The following is a 16,547-nucleotide window of genomic DNA, read 5'->3' on the forward strand; positions in this document are numbered from 1 at the left end:
GTCACTCCCCGCCGGACTGCTCCTGGGCGTCGACGTTCGGAGAGGTGGCGTCCCCGGCCTCGCCCCGGCGCGGGTCCGGCTCGTCCGACTCCGCGTCACGGGGCCTGGCGTCCCGGATCTCCCGCAGGATCTCGTCGATGGCCGTCTCGGGCTCGGTGGGCTTGCGGTCGTCGTGGTCGGACACGGGTGACTCCTCCTTCGGTTCGGTGCCGGCCGGCTCGGCCGGGTCAGCTCGTCGTGGTCGCGATGCGCAGAGGCACCGGGGCCGCGGGAGCCTCGTCGTGGCGGCGGGTGATCTCCGCCCACCAGGACGGGCCGTCCTCGATGTGCCGCAGCAGGACACCCTCGCGGATCGCCCACGGGCAGATCGTCACGGACCGCAGCCCGGTCAGCTTCATCGCCGTGTGCCCGACCACCGCTCCGGCCAGGCTCTGGGCGGCGCGCGGCGCGGAGATGCCGGGCAGCGCGGCGCGTTCGGCGGCGGGCAGGGCGGCCAGCCGGTCGATCGCCGTCCGCAGGTCGGCGCAGTACAACTGCCGCTCCACGAACGGGCCGTGGCGGCCGGGCGCGGCCCCGCACAGGCGGCCGAGCTGCTGGAACGTGCGGGAGGTGGCCACGGCGGTGCGCGGGCCCTCCCAGCGGATCCGGGCCGCGACGTCCCGCAGCTGGTGGCGGACCCGGCGGCGCAGCGCCCGCACCCGCTCCGGCGGCGGGGGGTCGTCGTCCCCGAAGAACTCGTGGGTGAGCCGGCCCGCCCCCAGCGGCAGCGAGGCCACGAAGTCCGGCAGCCGGCCCCGCCCGAAGGCGATCTCCAGCGACCCGCCGCCGATGTCCATGAGGGCGAGCGGCCCCGCCCGCCAGCCCATCCAGCGCCGCGCCCCGAGGAACGTCAGCTCCGCCTCCACCTCCCCCGGCAGGGTGCACAGCTCCACGCCCGTGCGGGCACGCACGGTCCGCAGCACCTCCGCCCGGTTCGGGGCGGCCCGCACCACGGCCGTCGCGAAGGCCAGGGGCGGGGCCGACCCCCAGCGGCCCGCCGTCCGGCTCGCGTCCGCCACCGCCTCCGCCAGCCGCTCGACGGCCTCCTCGGGGATCGCGGACCCCGGCTTGACCAGCTCCGACAGGCGCAACCGCCACTTCGCGGTGTGCACCGGCAGCGGCACCCCGCCCTCCGCGTCCGCCACCACCAGCCGGACCGTGTTCGATCCCACATCCACCACGCTGATCCGCATGCAGCGGCAGGTACCCAGATACGGGCGGGATCAACGGCGGGGGCCGGGCGAAGGGGCGGTCACCGGCCACCGCGCCGGGGCGCGGTCAGGCCATCTGCCGCCGCACCAGCTCGTGCAGCCGGCCCCCGGTGTCCGCGAGCAGCCGCGCGGGCGGGCCCTGCTCGGTGATCCTGCCGTCCTCCATCACGATCACGCGGTCGGCGTCCAGCACCGTCGACAGCCGGTGGGCGATGACGACGCGGGTGGCATCGAGGGCCTTGGTCGACGCGATCACGGTGCGCTGCGTGTCGTTGTCGAGGGCGCTGGTCGCCTCGTCGAAGAAGAGGATGCGCGGCCGGCGGATCAGTGCCTGCGCGATCATCAGCCGCTGCCGCTGGCCGCCGGAGACCGCGCCGCTGCCGGAGACGATGGTGTGCAGCCCCATCGGCATCCGCCGGATGTCCTCCGCGAGCCCCGCCATCTCCGCCGCCGCCATCGCCTCCTCCGGCGTGTACGGCTCGGTGCCGCAGATGACGTCCAGGAGGGAACCGGTGAACGGCTGCGCGTGCTGGAGCACCACCCCGCACTGGCGGCGCACCGCCGACTGGTCCAGGGCGGCCAGGTCCTGACCGTCGTACAGGACGCTGCCCGACAGCGGGCGGTCGAAGCCGATGAGCAGCCTGAGCAGCGTCGACTTGCCGCAGCCGCTCGGCCCGACGACCGCCACGAACTCGCCCGGCCGCACCTCGAACGACACGTCGTCCAGCACCAGCGGGCCGTCGTCGGTGTACCGGAAGGACAGCCGCCGCGCCTCGATCGCCCCCGACAGGGGGCCCGGCCGGGTGCTCGCCGCACGCACCTCCGGGGTGGCGTCCAGCACCGGCTTGATCTGCTCGAACATCGGCAGCGCGGCCACCGCCGAGACGAACGCGCCGGTCAGCTGGGTGACCGAGGTCAGCAGCATCGTCACCGAGGTGTTGAAGGTCAGGAACGCCGCCGCCGACATCGACCCGCGCGCCGGTCCCGCCAGCAGCATGAACATCAGCAGCGTGCACAGCGGCAGATACACCGCGCCGAGCACCGCGTTGAGGTTCTTGATGCGCCCCACCCGCTGCTGGAGCTCACGGCTGCGCGCGAACTGCCCGGCCCAGGCGGCGTACGCGTAGTTCTCCGCCGCCGCCACCCGCAGCTTGGGCAGGCCGCGCAGCGTCTGGAACGCCTGGTTGTTCAGCTTGTTGGTGAGCACCACCAGCCTGCGCTGCCACCGCACCTGCCACAGTCCGAGCCCCAGGAACACCCCGGCGACCACGACGAGCATGCCGATCGCCGCGAGCGCCATCGGCACGCTGAACCACAGCAGCAGCCCCAGGTTCATCGCGCCGACGGTCACCGACTGGGCCACCGTCGGGCCGACCCCGGCCAGCAGCCGGCGGATCTGGCTGATGCCCATGGCGGCACTGGCCAGCTCACCGGTGGACCGCTCGGTGAAGAACGTCGTCGGCAGCCGCAGCAACCGGTCCCACACCGCGGGCTGGAGAGTGGCCTCGATCCGGCCCTCCAGCCGCAGGATGGTCAGGTTCTGCAACAGCATGAACGCCGCCGCCACCACGCTGCTGAGCATCACCGCCAGACAGACCTGCACGATCAGCCCGGTCCGCGCCTGCGGCACGAACTCGCCGAGCACCTTGCCGGTGGCGATCGGCACCAGCGCCCCGATCGCCACCGTCACCAGCCCGCCCAGCAGCAGGCTCAGCAGATCGCCGCGCGTGCCGCGCAGACAGAACCGCAGCAGCCGCAGCGGACCGAGCCCGCGTTCGGGCAGCGGCCGGTAGAACATCACCGCACGCGGCTCGAACTCGCCCGCGTTCGCCTTCTCCACCGGGGTCTCCCGGCCGGTCGACGGATGGACGGCGACATAGCCGCCGCGCCGCCACAGCAGCGCCACCGGCGCACCGGACAGCGCCCGGTGGCCGACGAGCGGGCCGACGTTCTCCCGCCACCAGCGGCCGTCCAGGCGTACGGCGCGGGTGCGCACCCGCGAGGCGACGGCGACCCGCTCGACCGGGTCGAGCCGGTCGCTCTGCGTGCCGCCGCGCGCGGGCTCGGCCAGCGTGATCCCGGCCGCCCGAGCGACCAGCTTGCAGGCCGCGTAGGTGGCGTCCGCGTCGGCGGTCGTCGTGCGCCGGTCCGCCCGCTTCCCGATGGACGCCAGCAGCGTCCGGTCGGCCTGGGCGCGCACCGCCTCACCGGCCCTGATGCCGGCCGCGGTGCGGGTTTCGTGGGTGTGTTCCAGCTGTTCGATCCAGCGGTCCAGCGTGGTCAGCAGCCGGTACTGCTGGTCGACCATGCTCTGCCACAGCGCCGGGTCCATCAGCAGGTCGGCGGCGGCCTCGGCACCGTAGAGCGCGCCGTACTGCACGCTGCCCGGCGGCACCTGCATCCAGAACACGTCGTCGTCGGCGGGCGCGACCGCGCCCTCGCTCGCCATCGGCGCCTGGAACAGGATGGACAGACTGCGGCCGACGCCCAGGGCGAGGGCGTACTCCAGCGGGCTCGTCGTCGGCGGCACGTACCGGGGGGTGCCGTACTCGTCGTAGGACCACGTCTGCGTGCTCGCCGGCTGGTACAGCTCGCGCAGCCCGATGCGGTGCACCACGCAGTCCCTGAGCGGCCGGGCGACCAGCGTGTGCCGGGGGCCGGCGACCGGGCCGAGCAGCAGCGAACCCGCCTCCAGGCGGCCCAGGTGGTGCCAGTGGCCCTGCCGCTCGGCGTCCACCGCGAACAGGTCCACCGCGCCGGACGCCACCAGCCACAGCACCTGGGGGCCCTGAAGGTCCAGGCGGCTGGAGCCGGCGCAGTCGACGGGCGTGCCCAGGGCGCCGAGCGCGCCGAGGACGAGGTCGCCCTCGGGCGCGGGCCCCTGCCCGGACGCGGTGCCCGCCGTGTGCCCCGGGGCTCCCGGGTGCCCGGGGGCCTGCCCGTGGCCGGCCGCGCCGGCGTACCCGGAGGCCGGGCCGTGGCCGGCGGCGCCGTCGTACCCCGACCCGCCGTGGTAGCCGGAGGCACCGTCGTCTCCGGGGGCCGCCTCGTATCCGGAGGCACCGTCGTATCCGGGGGGCCCCTCGTATCCGGAGGCTCCGTCGTGTACGGAGGTCATCTCACCGCTCCCTGACCAGCGCCGCGTACGCGCCGCCGCGCGCCAGCAGTTCCTCGTGCCGGCCGCGCTCCACGACCGTGCCGTGCTGGAGGACGACGATCTCGTCGCTGTCCCGCACGGTGCTCAGCCGGTGGGCGATCACCACGCAGGCGCAGCCCCGCTTGCGCAGGTTGTCCATGACGACCAGCTCGGTCTCCGCGTCCAGGGCACTGGTCACCTCGTCCAGGACCAGGATGCTGGGCCGGCGCACCAGCGCCCGCGCGATCTCCAGCCGCTGGCGCTGCCCGCCGGAGAAGTTCCGGCCGTCCTGCTCGACCCGGCTGTGGATGCCGCCGGGGCGGCGCATCACCACGTCGTACAGCGCCGCGTCGCGCAGCGCCTCGATCACCGCCTCGTCCGGCACGGACGGGTCCCACAGCGCCACGTTGTCGCGGACGGTGCCCTCGAACAGGAACAGCTCCTGGTCGACGAAGGACACCGAGGCAGCCAGCGCGCCGCGCGGAATGTCCTCCAGACGCTGCCCGTCGATGCGGATGACGCCCTCCCACGGGGTGTACAGGCCGGAGATCAGCCGGGACACCGTCGACTTGCCGCTGCCGGAGCCGCCGACCAGCGCCACCTGCTGCCCGGGGCCGACGGTCAGGTCGAAGCCGGTGAGCAGCGGCTTGTCGAGCGGGTTGTAGCCGAAGGAGACGTTCTGCAACTCGACGTGGCCGTGCAGGCGGCGCGTGGAGTCGCCGGCGTCGGGGCGGCCGTAGAGCGGGTCGGCGCGGAAGTTCTCCACGTCCTTCAGCCGGGCGACGTCGGCGGCGAAGTCCTGGATGCGGCTCGCGACGCCGTTCAGCCGGGTCAGCGGGGCGGTGAAGCGGGTGACCAGCGCCTGGAACGCCACCAGGAGCCCGACGGAGATGTGCCCCTCCACGGCCCGCATGCCGCCGATCCACAGGATCAGCGCGCTGTTGAGGGTGGCCAGCGTCGGCGCCACCACGCCCAGCCAGGCGGTCGGCACCCCCAGCCGCTGCTGCTCCTCCAGCGTCGTGGCGTGCTGCCCGGCCCATTTGCGGAAGTAGCCGTCCTCGCCGCCGGTCGCCTTCATCGTCTCGATCAGCTGAAGACCGGTGTACGCCGTGTTGGTGAGCCGGGCGGTGTCCGCGCGCAGCTTGGCCGTGCGCGTCGCCCGCAGCCGGACCACCACCCGCATGGCGACGATGTTCAGCAGCGCCACCCCGATGCCGACGAAGGTCAGCTGCGGGTCGTAGGTGTACAGCAGCAGCGCGTAGAGCACGACGACCACCGCGTCCACACCGGCCGCCGCGAGGTCGCGGGCCAGCGTCTCGGCCACCGCGTCGTTGGACTGGAGCCGCTGCACCAGGTCGGCGGGGCTGCGCTGGCCGAAGAACGTCACCGGCAGTCGCAGCAGGTGGCGCAGGAAGCGGGCGCTGGACAGGGTGGAGGAGATCAGCCGGCCGCGCAGCAGGTTCGCCTGTTGCAGCCAGGTCAGGGCGACGGTGAGCAGCACGCAGGCGGCCATCGAGGCGAACAGCACGCCCAGCAGCGAGGTCTGGCCGCCGATCAGGAACATGTCGATATAGGTGCGGCTGAGCGCGGGCACCGCCGCGCCGACCAGCACCAGCAGCAGGCTCGCCAGGACCGCGGCCGGCAGGGTGCCCGCCGTGCCGCGCAGCCGGGCCGGCATCGCGCCGAGCACGCCCGGCCTGCGCCCGCCGCGGCGGAAGCCGGGGCCGGGCTCCATGGTCAGCACGACACCGGTGAAGGAGCCGTCGAAGTCCTCCAGCGGCACGAACCGGCGGCCCTTGCCGGGGTCGTTGACGAAGACGCCGCGGCGGCCGAAGCGGCGCCCCATCCCGTCGTAGACGACGTAGTGGTTGAACTCCCAGAACAGGATGGCCGGTGCCGTCACCTCCGCGAGGGCGGCCAGGTCCATCTGCATGCCCTTGGCGGTCAGTCCGTAACCGCGGGCCGCCTTCAGCAGGTTGCTGGCGCGCGAGCCGTCGCGGGAGACGCCGCAGGCGATGCGCAGCTCCTCCAGCGGGACGTGCCGGCCGTGGTGGCCGAGCACCATCGCCAGGGAGGCGGCACCGCACTCCACGGCTTCCATCTGGAGCACCGTCGGCGTACGGACGGCCTTCGCCGCGGACTTCGTAACCGCGCGCTTCGGCGGTGCGGCGCGGCGCCTGCCCCGGGTCTCCTGTGCGGTGCTCACGGCAGCAGCCAGTCGACGGGACGCTCCTCGGCCAGCCGGACCGAGCCGGTGGCCAGGGTCATCGAGGTCAGCTCGAACGGCGGCCCGTCCGCGGTGGACCACTCGTAGCCGCTCTCGGTGTTCGCCTTCTTCAGCTCGACGGTGACCGCCACCGGCCTGCCCTCCTCGGTGAACTGCTCGCCGAGCTGCCGGTCGCCGAGGAAGGCGGCGATCTGCTGCGCCGACTGGGCGGTGCGGTCCACCGACTTCACCTCGCCGTGCAGCACGCCGTACTCCTGGCTGGGCACCGACTGCACGGTCAGGTCGACGGAGGCGTGCGCCGGGATGGACGCGGCGTTCTCGGCGGGCACGTACACCGTGGCGTACAGCGGGTCGTCGGCGTGCGCGACCTTCTCCACGGCGGCGAGGTTCGCACCGGTCTGCACGATCTGGCCGACGGTCGCGGCGAGCGCGCTGACCCGGCCCGCGTCGAGCGTGCGGACGACGGTCTCGCCCTCGGCGGTGCGGACCTTCAGGACGGGGGCGTCGGCCGGCAGCCGCCGGCCCTGCTCGGCGAGCACGGCGGTGACCTGGCCGGACACCGGGCTCTGCAACAGGTAGCTGCCCTGTCCGTGGGTGAGGACGGCGGGCGCGCCGACCGTGGACGTCACCGAACCGGTCACCGCCCACACGGACGCGGCGGCCATCGCGAGCACGGTCACGGACAGCACCAGCCAGCCCTGGGGGCGGGCGAAGCGCACGGGGAGATCGAGCTCCTCGGGCGACTGGAGCTTGGCGAGGGCCTGTTGGCGGAACTGCACGGGGGAGGGTCCAGGGGGTGCGAGGCGGAGACGTCCGAAAGCCCCGGAGCCGTCAGGCGGCTCCGGGACTGTCGGCGGCGCGACGGTGCGATCAGAGACCGGCGACCAGGTTGGTGACCGGGGCGGTGTTCAGACCGGTGACACCCTCGACGGTGCCGACGGCCGTGTTCACCAGACCGGAGACCGGGGCGACGCTGTCCAGGGCGCCGGTGACGGTGCCCACGGCGTTCACGGAGAGACCGCCGGAGACGTTGTCCAGCTCGGCGTCCGAGATCTCGACGGTCTCGACCTGGGGGGTGGAGTTCATGATGGAACTTCCCTTCCTATAGCTCTTTCACAAGGGGGGAGCGGCCCCCTCTGGGGACAGACGACGGCCGCGGCCGCGGGCGCCGGGCAGCCCGTCTCCGGAGCCCTCCGCGACCCCCGCGGTGCGATGGATCAAAGCACGCGGCGCCGCCGCCCTTCCAATCAACAACCCCCTCCCACCTGGGCACTTGCGTCGCCCAGGCGACCAACCGTGCAGGACCGGGCACGCCTTCGCAGCGACTTCTTCACATGCCGTCCGGCATCGGCGCGTCCGGCCCCTTGCCCCGGCGCCGGCGAATCCGGCACTCCCGCCCCAAAGGCGTACGCGGCACCCGGCCGGTGTGGGGATCCGCGGACGGCGGTGACCGGATTGGGCATTCGATGTGCAGATTCGCTGAAGCCGGGATTCCACTACGTGTCCGGAACCGATCGTGACCGACCGATCACGATCGGTGTGCCGTCGCCGTGTTTGAACGCCCCGGGCGACACGTGCGTACCAACAGCCAACCAGGCGCCCCGAATTGCTGCCGACCGGCGGCACGGACCCCGTCCCAGGAGGTCGAGAAGGTTGAGTCACAAGCGAATCCCGAAGCGCAGGGCCGCGATCGCGGCGGGCGGCGTGGTGGCGCTCGGCGCGGCCGCCGTCCTGCTGCCCCACGCCAACGCCTCGCAGGAGGGCGGCGCGGGCGACACGGCCGCAGCGCCGCGGACGCTGAAGGCGGCGGACGCCTCGGATCTCGCCTCCCGGCTGGCCGGCATGCTCGGCGACGCCTTCGCCGGCTCCTACTACGACGCCGGCGACCGGCAACTGGTCGTCAACGTCGTCCCCGGTGACAACAACCAGATCATCGTGCAGGCCAAGAAGGCGGGCGCGGAGGTACGGGAGGTCGACAACAGCTACGCCGAACTGCGGGCCGGCGCGCGGACGCTGACGTCCCGGGCGACCATCCCGGGCACCTCGTGGGCCATCGACCCGCGGACCAACAAGATCCTGGTGACCGCCGACTCCACCGTCACCGGCGAGAGGTGGGACCGGCTGGAGTCCACGGTGCGGCAGCTCGGCTCCGGCATGGCCACCCTGAAGAAGTCGGCCGGCACCTTCAAGACGTTCGCGTCCGGCGGGGACGCCGTCTTCGGCGGCGGCGCCCGCTGCTCGCTCGGCTTCAACGTCACCGCGGGCGACGGCTCCCCGGCGTTCCTGACCGCCGGGCACTGCACGGCCGCCGCCCGGCAGTGGTCGGACGTCCAGGGCGGAGCGCCGATCGGCACCGTCGAGCAGTCCGTCTTCCCCGGCGAGGGCGACTTCGGGCTGGTGACGTACGACGACCCGGCCACCGAGGCGCCCAGCGAGGTGAACCTCGGGGACCAGACCGTGCAGATCACCGGGGCCGCGGAGGCCACCGTCGGACAGCAGGTGTTCCGGATGGGCAGCACCACCGGGCTCGCCGACGGCCAGGTCCTCGGGCTCGACGCCACCGTGAACTACCCGGAGGGCACCGTCACCGGCCTCATCCAGACCGACGTCTGCGCCGAGCCCGGGGACAGCGGCGGCTCGCTGTTCACCCAGGACGGCCTGGCCATCGGGCTGACCTCGGGCGGCAGCGGCGACTGCACCGTCGGCGGCGAGACGTTCTTCCAGCCGGTCACCACCGCCCTGGCGGCGGTCGGCGCCACGCTCGGCGCGGGCGACCAGGGCGCGGGCGAGCAGGGCGGCGGCGCCGGCGATCAGACCGGCGGCGAGGGCGCCGGTGCCGGTGCCGGGCAGGAGACCGGCGGTGCGGGCGTCGGTGGCGGCGCCCCGGGCGCGGGCGCGAACGCCGGGGCGGGAGCCGGTGAGGGCGCGGAGGCCGGAGACGGCACCGGAGACGGTGCCGGTGCCGGCCAGGGCCCCGGTCACGGAGCGGGCGACGGCACGGGCGAGGCCGGCGCGGACGGCTCCGGGTCGACCGGCTGACGAGCCGGCCGGCGTCCGGGACGGTCCGGCCCTCCGGCGGGAGGACCGGACCGTCGCGGGCCGTCGTCCCTCGTCGTCTCCGGGCCCTGGTGATCGGACCGGCGCGCCGAACCGCTGTGGTCGGGCCGTGGTGACCGGACCGTCGTGACGGAACCGCCGTGGCGGGGCCGCCCTGGCCGGACAGCGGCCGCCGGCCGCAGCGACGGGTCCTCGCGGTGCCGCCCGGTCAGGGCTCCCGCGCCCGGAGCAGCAGCAGCGCGATGTCGTCGAGCCGCTCCTCGGCGTCCGCGTCCGGCCCCACCAGGGCGTCGGCCAGTTCGTCCGGCGGCAGGTCCCCGGCCTCGCCCAGACGCCGGCCGAGTCCGGCCACCCCGTCCTCGAAGTCCATGCCGGGCACCTCCACCAGGCCGTCGGTGTACAGCGCGAGCACGGAACCGGGCGGCAGGTCGACCCGCGTCGTCGGGTACGCGGCCGTCGCGTCGATGCCGAGCAGCGGACCACCGGCCAGGTCCAGCACGCGCACCCGTCCGTCGGGCCGGCGCACCAGCGGCGGCGGATGACCGGCACGCGCCATCACCGCACACCCCCGATCCGGGTCGAGCCGCAGGTACAGACAGCTGGCGAACAGGTCGGTGCCCAGCTCGATGAGCAGCCGGTTGGTGCTGCGCATGACCTCCTCGGGCGCCTGCCCGACCGCCGTGTAGGCGCGGACGGCGGTCCGCAGCTGCCCCATCAGCCCCGCCGCGGTCACGTTGTGGCCCTGCACGTCCCCGATCACCGCCGCCGCCGCCGCGCCCCGGCTGCGCACCAGGTCGTAGAAGTCCCCGCCGATGTCCATGCCGCGGGTGGCCGGCAGATAGCGGGCCGCCGTCTCGAAGCCGGGCAGCACCGGCAGCGAGTGCGGCAGCAGGGCCTGCTGAAGACCGTGCGCCAGCCGGTGCTTGGCGTCGTACAGCAGGGCGCGCTCCAGCGCCTGGGCGACCAGCCCGGCCAGGCTGGTGAGCACCGCCCGTTCGTCGGTGGCGAAGGAGTGCGGCTCGGCGTACGCGAACACGCACGTGCCCACCGGCCGGCCCGAGGCGATCAGCGGCAGGAAGGCCCAGGACGCGTAGCCGTCCGGAGTCGCCCGTCGCGCCGGGTACAGGCGCTGCAACTCCTCCCACGACTCCAGGAACGCCGGCACCCCCGTCTTGAGCACCTGGGTGCCCGGCGTCCGCTCGGTCAGCGGCAGCCCCTCGAACTGCTCCACCGTGCGCGGGTCGGGATAGCCGCGGTGACCCAGCACGTGCAGCCGGCCCGCCCGTGAGCCCAGGAGGACCAGGGCCTGGCTGCCCACCGTCGGGGCGATCTCGTTCGCGACCAGCTCCACCACGTCCCGCACGCCGACCGCCTCCGCGAGCGCGCCGGTCAGGCTCACCACCTGGGAGATGGTGACCAGCCGGGTCGGCACCTCCTGAGGGGACGGCGTCGTCCGGGCGGCGCGCGCCACGCCCCGGGCCCGGGTGATCCGGACGCTGAGCCCGGTACGGCTCGGATACAGCCGGAACGACAGCCACTCGCCCGGCGGGCGCAGCGCCACGAAGGACGTGGACTCCTGGCTCATCAGGGCCGCGCGGTAGCGGTCCTCGTACACGGGGTCGTTGAGCCAGGGCACCACGGACCACAGATGGGTGCCGAGCAGCCGGTCGACCGGGACGTCCAGCAGATCGGCCGCGGCCGCGTTGGCGAAGCCGACCCGCCCGTGCAGGTCGAGCGAGCACAGTCCGTACGGCAGCCGCGCCGTCATCCGCACGGCCTCCAGCGCCCCGAGGGTGCCGGCCGCGCCGCCGATCGTCGGGGCGGCGAGCAGATCCGGCTCGGGGTGCACGGGCAGCCGTGCCGCGGCCGCCCGCTCCAGCCGGAGGGCGAGCCGCTCGCAGGCGGAGCCGAGATGCTCCCGCTCCCGGTCGGACAGTTCCGGGGGACGTGTTCCCGGCCAGGTCAGGAAGACGGCGCCGTACACGGTGGAGTCGGTGGCGACCGGCAGCGCGGCCAGCGCGAACGGGTAGGGGAGCACCACGGCGACCCGGGGGTAGCGGCGCGCCATCTCCTCCGCGCCGCCGACCCAGATCAGCCGCCGCTCGCGCACCGCGTCGGCCACCGGGACCCGCGCGTTGAGCGTCACCCGCTCCCAGGGCGCCGCGAAAGCCCGCGGCATCCCCGCCATGACGGCCATCTCCAGCACCGGCGGGTCGGCGGCGAGCAGGTACACGGCGCCGGAGTGGGCGTGGGAGTCCTCCAGCATCGACGCCAGCGCCAGGGACAGCACGGGCCGGCCGGGCGACGTCCTGGAGGAGGCCGCCTGCGGGGACGACCCTCCGTCGGACATGCCGACCACCTCCTCGTCACCGTCGCGACGGGCCCCGGTATTCAAATCTCCTCCTTGGCGGCCTGCCGCGCACGGCGGGGCCGGCGGGCGGTACCCCGAGGGGCCCGGTCCACACCTGGGGAGTCGGTGCGCGTGGTGGCGTACGGGTGCCCTGTGTGCGCCCCCGCGCACCGCGATGGCCGGTTCCCCATGCGCAGCGGCCGTCCGGGACGCCAACAATGGGGCACGCGTTCAACACCGGCCGGCGGGGCGGGCGAAGAGCTGAGGGAGTGGCAGTGATTCGGGTGCTACTGGTGCACGACGCGTGTCTCGTGCGATCGGTCCTGGCGGAGTGGCTCCGCCGGGAACCCGATCTCGCGGTGTCCGACAGCACCTGGCACGGCGCGCCGGTACGCGTGCGGTCCCTGCGGCCGGACGTGTGCGTGGCGGACCTGGAGTGCCGGGACGCCGACGGTGCGCCGTCGCTGGGCGAACTCCTGCCGAGGGACGCGGGGGCGGTGCCGTCGCGACTGCTGGTGCTGGCCGGCGCGCACCGGCCCGGCCTGCTGAAACGTGCCGTCGAGGCGGGCGCGCTCGGCTATGTCGACCGCAAGGGCGCGCCGGAGTGCCTGGTGCGCGGCATCCGGCGGGTCGCCGCGGGGGAACGCTTCGTCGACGCCTCGCTGGGACTCGGCTTCCTCAAGGCCGCGGACATGCCGCTGACCGGGCGGGAGCTGAGCGTGTTATCCCTGGCCGCGGGCGGGGCCTCCATCGCGGAGATCGCCGGGCGGCTGCACCTGTCGCACGGCACCGTGCGGAACTACATGGCGGCCATCACCCGCAAGACCGGGGCCCGCAACCGGGTCGACGCCATCCGGATCTCCCAGGGGGAGGGCTGGCTGTGACGGCCCGGTACGGCCGGCTGTCCAGCAGCCGACCAGATCGCGGTAGGCCGCGGAGCGGCGCAGCAGGTCCTCGTGGCTTCCGCACGCCGTGCGCGGGCCGTCCATGACCAGTACCCGGTCGGCGCGGCGTGCGGCGCTGATGCGGTGCGCCACGACGACCAGCGTGGTTCCGGGGCGGTCGGCGAAGGCGCGCTCCGCGCGTTCCTCCGCCGCCGGGTCCAGGTGGCAGGTCGCCTCGTCGAGCAGGACCAGCGGGGCGGGGGACAGCAGGGCCCGGGCGAGCGCGATCAGCTGCCGCTCGCCGGCGGACAGCGCCGCCGGGTCGAGTACGGCGCCGGGTCCGCCGAGCCGCGACAGCAGCGGTGTCATGCCCACCGCTTCGGCGGCGGCGCGCAGCTCGGCCTCGGGCACCGGGCCGGGCCGCAGGTGGTCCAGATTCTCGGCGAGGGTGCCCGTGTGGACGTAGGCCTCCTGGGGGATGAGCACGCGCCGGGCGGCCGCGGCGGCGCCGGGCACCGGGTGACCGCCGATGCGGATCGTGCCCCGCACCGGTTCCAGCAGGCCGGCGACCAGCGCCGTGAGCGTCGACTTGCCGATGCCGCTCGGCCCGACGACCGCCAGGTGCTCTCCGGGTTCGAGGGACAGGTCGAGATCCTCGACCACCGGGACGGCGGCGCGCCCGTAGCCGAAGGTGACACCGTCCAGAACGAGCACGGGTTGGTCCGGGGACGCGGGGTGGTCCGGGGAGGCCGATTCGTTCGGGGACGCCGGGCCGTCCGGGGGTGCCGGCCCGTCCGGGAGCGCCCGCTTGCCCTGGGATGCCGGCTCGCCGTGGAACGCCGGCTCGCCCCGGGACCGGCCGACGGGTCCGGCGGTCGCCGGTCCCTCCGCCGGCTCGCGCCCCCCGGGCACCGCGACGGGCGCGGCCGGGCCGGGCACGTGCCGCTCGGTGCTGTCGGGCACCAGGCGGCGCAGCACCACCGCGAGGCGCGAGCCGCTGGTGCCCAGGCCGTGCACGAGGTCGCGCAGGGCCGGCAGCAGCGACTGGGTGATGTAGGCGAGGGCGCCGACCAGGGCCCCGGCGGTCACGCCGCGGGCGAGGAGCCACGGGGTCGCGACCAGCAGCAGCACGATCGGCAGTTGCCCGCCCACCGCCAGGGACGCCACCCGCAGCACACTCCAGCGGGCCAGCGAGTACGCCGCCCGCAGCTCGGCGTCGACGGCCTGCCCGGCGTCCGCGGCCACCCGGTCCTCGGCCCCGGCGGCGGTGATGTCCCGCAGCCCCGGGCAGATCACGCCCAGCCGGCCGGCGAGTGCCTCGTCCGCGACGAGGAACGCCTCCTGGCGGCGGGCCAGCGGACGCAGGCTCGCCGCGAACAGCGCCACGCCGAGCAGCAGCGGCGGCCCGACGACCAGGAGCAGCGGCGGGGCCAGGGAGAACAGCCCGGCGAGCGCCCCGGCGGTGGTGAACAGGAACGAACGGGAGACCAGCACCAGTCCCGCGAAGGTGTCCCGGGCGATCTCCACCTGCTGGGTCAGGCCCGACAGGGTGCCGCTGTCCCCGGTCCGCACCCCCCGGGCGACCACCCGCGCCACGAGCCGGTCCCGGAGCGGTTCGACGAGGTCGGCGACGGCCCCGTACACCCGGGCGGTCCCGTACGCCCCGAGCAGCACACCGAGCCCCGCCACCGCGAGCCACCCCACACCCGTGCCGGGCCGTCCGGCCAGGAAGCCGTCGTCCAGCGCCCGTGCGGGCGCGTACCCGATGAGGAAGCTCTGCCCCGACTCCAGCACCGACCACCCCGCGAGCCGGGCCAGCACCCGCGCCCGCCCGCGCAGGTACCGCAGACCACGCCGGTACACGCTGCCCGTCATGGGCGTACCCCGGCCCCCGTCACAGCCGCTCCCCGGACCGTCCGTCACCGCCGCCCCCGTCCTCGTCCCCGAACACGGCCCGGTACTCCGGCGAGCGCCACAGGTGGGCATGCCGGCCCAGTGCGCGGATCCGTCCGCCGTCCAGCCACGCCACCGCGTCCGCGCGGGCCGCCGTCGCGGCGCGGTGGGCCACCAGCAGGCGGGTGCCGCCGGTGCCGTGCCCGGCCAGGACCCGCGCGATGTGGCGTTCGGTGACCGTGTCGAGGCTGGACAGCGCGTCGTCGAGGATCAGCAGCCGGCCGCCGTGGGCGAACGCCCGGGCGAGGCCGAGCCGCTGGGTCTCGCCGCCGGACAGCGGGGCGTCGGCGAGGGCGGTGCGGTAGCCGTCGGGCAGGCGCCGCACGAAGTCGTCGGCGCGTGCCGTCCGGGCGGCCTCCCGGACCCGGGCGGGGGAGGGCCGGGGCAGCGCGAGGCCGATCGTGTCCTCGACGCTGGTGCCCAGCAGGGCGGGGCGGGCGAAGGCGTAGCCGATCGCGCCGCGCAGTTCCTCGCGGGACAGCTCGCCGAGCGGCACCCCGTCGAGCAGCACCTGCCCGGCGTCCGGGTCGGTCAGCCGCCCGGCGACGGCCGCGAGCAGCGACTTGCCGGAGCCGGAGCGGCCCACCACGGCCAGCGTCGTCCCGCCGGGCACGGTCAGGTCGACCCCGTCGAGCACGGTCCGCCCGCCGCGCCGGGCGGTGACGCCGCGCAGCTCCAGCCGGCCGGGGCCCGCCGGCAGCCGGCGCCCGCCGTGCGCGGGGGCGGGCTCGGCCAGGACCTCGCCGAGCCGCCCGGCGGCCGCCCGCGCCCGCGCCAGGGCGGCGAGCTGTCCGACCAGCACGCCGACGCCGGTGGCGAGAACCGCGTACCGGGACGCCGCGAGCAGCTCGCCCACCGTGATCCGGTGCCGGGCGACCAGCACACCGGCGACCGCGAGGACGCCGAGGTACAGCGCCGGGGCCACCGCGACGGCCTGGCCGGCGGCCCGGCCCTGCACCCGCCACATGCGGTGCCCGGCGTCGGCCAGCTCCGGCAGCGGACGCAGGATCCGCTCGGTCTCCCGCCGCTGTGTGCCCGCCGCCCGGATGGTGCGGAACCCGGCGAGGGCCTCGGCCAGCGCGGCGGAGACCCGGCCCTGCGCCCGCTGGTAGCGGGCGGCACAGGCGGAGGTGTCCCGGGACACCGTGCGCAGCAGCAGGCCCAGCACGGGGGCGCCCGCCAGGAACACGGCCGCGAGCCAGGGGTCGATCAGGACGAGCGCGACCACGCCGCCGACCGGGCCGGCCGACGCGGCGAGCAGCGAGGCACGGGCGGCGGGTCCGGCGCCGGCCTGCGCCGCGCTGCCCACCAGCCGGGCGACGAGGTCGCCCGGGGCGAAGCGGTCCTGGGCCCGGGGGCCCACGGCCAGCAGCCGGCGGAGCGTGGTGCGGCGCAGCCCGGCGGTGGTGCGGGCGCCGAGGGTGCCGGTGAGCACCGTCTCCAGCGCGTCCAGCGCGGCGACGAGCAGCAGCAGGCCGGCGCAGGCCAGCACCCAGCGGGTCGCCGGGGCCTGCGCCAGCAGCAGGTCGAGGGTCCGGCCCAGCACGGCCGGCAGCAGCAGGGCCGCACCGGTCCCGGCGGTGCCGGCGAGGCAGAGGGCCACCCAGCGGGCGCCGCCGGGCCCGGCCGCCGCGGGCGGCGGAGTGCGGGCCGGCCGGGTGCCGGGAGCGGCGGCTGCGCGGGTCGTCAT

At 75.4% G+C, this 16,547-nt stretch carries 10 protein-coding genes and 1 pseudogene; 2 read left to right on the forward strand and 9 right to left on the reverse strand.

The window, feature by feature from the left end; all coding sequences use genetic code 11:
- Position 1 precedes the first annotated feature (1 nt).
- The 6 genes from ACZ45Q_RS15105 to ACZ45Q_RS15130 all read right to left on the reverse strand — a co-directional run bounded on the left by ACZ45Q_RS15105 (position 2) and on the right by ACZ45Q_RS15130 (position 7,699).
- Positions 2–184, reverse strand: coding sequence for a hypothetical protein (locus tag ACZ45Q_RS15105; protein ID WP_468260260.1), 183 nt, complete (start codon positions 182–184; stop codon positions 2–4).
- A gap of 43 nt (positions 185–227) precedes the next feature.
- Positions 228–1,232, reverse strand: coding sequence for a Ppx/GppA family phosphatase (locus ACZ45Q_RS15110; RefSeq protein WP_468260263.1), 1,005 nt, complete (start codon positions 1,230–1,232; stop codon positions 228–230).
- Positions 1,233–1,317: 85 nt separating this feature from the next.
- Entirely contained in the window at positions 1,318–4,368 is a 3,051-nt protein-coding gene (locus ACZ45Q_RS15115; protein WP_468260265.1) for an NHLP bacteriocin export ABC transporter permease/ATPase subunit, read from the reverse strand.
- 1 nt (position 4,369) lies between these two features.
- Positions 4,370–6,592, reverse strand: coding sequence for an NHLP family bacteriocin export ABC transporter peptidase/permease/ATPase subunit (locus ACZ45Q_RS15120; RefSeq protein WP_468260267.1), 2,223 nt, complete (start codon positions 6,590–6,592; stop codon positions 4,370–4,372).
- Positions 6,589–7,392, reverse strand: a complete 804-nt coding sequence (locus ACZ45Q_RS15125; protein ID WP_468260270.1) for a hypothetical protein — start codon at positions 7,390–7,392, stop codon at positions 6,589–6,591. Before ACZ45Q_RS15125 ends, ACZ45Q_RS15120 begins: the two co-directional genes overlap by 4 nt.
- A gap of 91 nt (positions 7,393–7,483) precedes the next feature.
- Positions 7,484–7,699, reverse strand: coding sequence for a type A2 lantipeptide (locus ACZ45Q_RS15130; RefSeq protein WP_468260273.1), 216 nt, complete (start codon positions 7,697–7,699; stop codon positions 7,484–7,486).
- Between the two features lie 567 nt (positions 7,700–8,266).
- Here ACZ45Q_RS15130 and ACZ45Q_RS15135 point away from each other — a divergent pair.
- A complete protein-coding gene (locus ACZ45Q_RS15135) occupies positions 8,267–9,652 on the forward strand; it encodes a S1 family peptidase (RefSeq protein ID WP_468260275.1) in 1,386 nt (461 codons plus the stop codon).
- Positions 9,653–9,878: 226 nt separating this feature from the next.
- Here the strand turns inward: ACZ45Q_RS15135 and ACZ45Q_RS15140 are convergent, their stop codons facing one another.
- Positions 9,879–12,020: a PP2C family protein-serine/threonine phosphatase gene (locus tag ACZ45Q_RS15140; RefSeq protein ID WP_468260278.1), complete on the reverse strand. Its 2,142-nt coding sequence runs from the start codon at positions 12,018–12,020 to the stop codon at positions 9,879–9,881.
- 218 nt (positions 12,021–12,238) lie between these two features.
- On the opposite strand from ACZ45Q_RS15140, the pseudogene ACZ45Q_RS15145 reads away from it, so the two are divergent.
- Positions 12,239–12,820: pseudogene (locus ACZ45Q_RS15145) on the forward strand (response regulator transcription factor); the annotation flags it as partial.
- On the opposite strand, the gene ACZ45Q_RS15150 reads toward ACZ45Q_RS15145, so the two are convergent.
- Both ACZ45Q_RS15150 and ACZ45Q_RS15155 read right to left on the reverse strand, forming a co-directional pair.
- The gene (locus ACZ45Q_RS15150) at positions 12,743–14,779 is read right to left on the reverse strand and encodes an ATP-binding cassette domain-containing protein (RefSeq protein WP_468260281.1); all 2,037 of its coding nucleotides are present in this window, start codon (positions 14,777–14,779) and stop codon (positions 12,743–12,745) included. The pseudogene ACZ45Q_RS15145 and the gene ACZ45Q_RS15150 overlap by 78 nt on opposite strands.
- Before the next feature lie 19 nt (positions 14,780–14,798).
- Entirely contained in the window at positions 14,799–16,547 is a 1,749-nt protein-coding gene (locus ACZ45Q_RS15155) for an ABC transporter transmembrane domain-containing protein (protein ID WP_468260283.1), read from the reverse strand.

It is taken from the genome of Streptomyces sp. NPDC031049, assembly GCF_055571015.1.